We start from the raw sequence: 1,996 nt of genomic DNA, 5'->3' as shown, positions 1-1,996 counted from the left end.
ATCATCCCCGTCGCCTTACCGGCAACATTCACCCTCGCTGCCGCGATTGGAGCTCGTGCTCTTGCGAAGCAGGGCGTGTTGCCAACACGGCTTTCCGCCGTGGACGAAGCCGCATCGATCGACGTGTTGTGCTCGGATAAAACCGGAACTCTGACCCAGAATGAACTCACAGTCACAAGCGTTCGCCCACTGCCTGGATTCGACGAAGCACATGTTCTCGGGATGGCAGCACTGGCGAGCTCTGATGGAGGGCAGGACCCAGTCGATGCGGCGATCCGGCTTGCCGCGTCGCAGAAAACAGCGTCTGGCTTGCCAAAGCTGACCGTTTTCGTTCCGTTCGATCCGGTCAAGAAAACTTCGGAAGCAACCGCGACAGATGCAAAAAGCGGCTCAGAACGAATCATCAAGGGAGCTTTCACTGCGGTTGTCGGCCTCACCGCGCCCTCTCCCGCCGCGGCCGTTATCGCTGACGAACTCGAGAAGAAGGGCTTTAGAGTCTTGGCAGTCGCCGCGGGACCGGCTGCATCCAGCCGGATCATCGGATTGATTGCCCTCAGCGATCCGCCGCGAGCGGACTCAATCTCACTAATCTCAGAGCTGAACGGTCTCGGTGTGCGCACAGTGATGGTGACTGGTGACGCTCCGGCCACAGCTGCAATCGTCGCTCGCGACGTTGGATTGCAAGGTGCAATCTGCCCGGCCGGCAAACTGCCAGACGGCATTAAGCCAGAAGACTTCTCGGTCTTCGCAAGTGTTCTTCCCGAGGGCAAGTTTGACCTCGTTAAAGCATTTCAGAAGAGCGGGCATGCAGTTGGGATGTGTGGCGACGGGGCCAATGACGCGCCCGCCCTGCGCCAGGCTCAAATAGGGATTGCCGTCTCGACCGCAACCGACGTAGCCAAATCCGCCGCCGGTGTGGTTCTAACCAAGGCAGGCCTCGGCGGCATTGTGGCGGCCGTAAAAGAAGGCAGAGTCACCTTTCAACGCATTCTCACATACACGCTCAACTCGGTTCAGAAGAAGGTGTTTCAGGCGCTTTTGCTGGCGGTTGGCCTGGTCATCACGGGACACGCGGTGCTGACTCCGATGCTGATGGTCATTGTGATGATCACCGGCGACTTCCTTGCCATGTCGCTCACGACTGACCGAGTCCGGCCATCGAAGATGCCCAACTCCTGGCAGATCGGCCGAATCACGAGTGCCGGAGTGATGCTCGGACTCTGCTTCCTTGCGTTTTCGACGGCAATCCTGGCGGTGGGCAAATTTCAGTTGCACCTCGGCATTGAGTCACTTCAAACGCTGACCGTGGTTAGTATTGTGTTCGGCAGCCAAGCTACGACCTATGTCATTCGCGGACGCCAGCATCTCTGGGGTCTGCGCCCCAGCATCTGGCTTTTACTCTCTTCAGTAGCCGATGTCCTTATCATTTCGACTCTTGCAACCTTTGGAATCGCAATGGCGCCATTACCCCTCGCGGTCATAGCCGCCGAGTTTGGCGCCGCGGTTGCCTTCGGTGCAATGTTGGACCTGGTCAAGATTCCAGTCTTTGCTCGCCTCCGTATTTCTTGAATAACCAAGGCGCATCAAGCGCCTACCCGCATACGGCATACAGAGTTGAAGGGAAAAACATGAAGATCGCATTTCTTCATGCCAACCAAGACGATCTTCACCGAGCCGTTGCCAGTCTGCCCTCAAGCGGGGATAGCGGCAGCCCGAATGCGCTTCTTTGCGATCTCCTCGATCTCCGGCTCAGTCAACGCGGAGAGATCCACCATCTCGGTAGCGATAATACGCCGGAACGTCTCAGGATGATGATTCTTCAAATACTCGCTAAGGAAATTGACAGCGCTGCTCTTGCCTGTTGCATGACCGATGAGGGTGATCGATTCCGCATGGACAAGATCCGTTGCAATCTCTTCGTAGTACGATTCTTCCTCTGGAACATGATCTCCCTTGTAGTGGGCTTCCTTCCGATGGATCAGATGATGTTGAAAGC

The 1,996-nt window shown here is 56.7% G+C and carries 2 protein-coding genes; one reads left to right on the top strand and one right to left on the bottom strand.

The window, feature by feature from the left end; genetic code table 11:
* Nucleotides 1–1,569, top strand: a 1,569-nt coding sequence (locus WCB02_RS30825; protein WP_423964017.1) for an HAD-IC family P-type ATPase, incomplete at its 5' end; no start/stop codon positions are given.
* 122 nt (nucleotides 1,570–1,691) lie between these two features.
* Here WCB02_RS30825 and WCB02_RS30820 read toward each other — a convergent pair.
* The coding region (locus tag WCB02_RS30820; protein ID WP_423964015.1) for a hypothetical protein at nucleotides 1,692–1,996 on the bottom strand (305 nt) is incomplete at its 5' end.

This window comes from Bradyrhizobium sp., from assembly GCF_049581145.1.
Lineage (GTDB): Bacteria > Pseudomonadota > Alphaproteobacteria > Rhizobiales > Xanthobacteraceae > Bradyrhizobium.
This window is presented reverse-complemented; position numbering and strand designations above follow the sequence as displayed.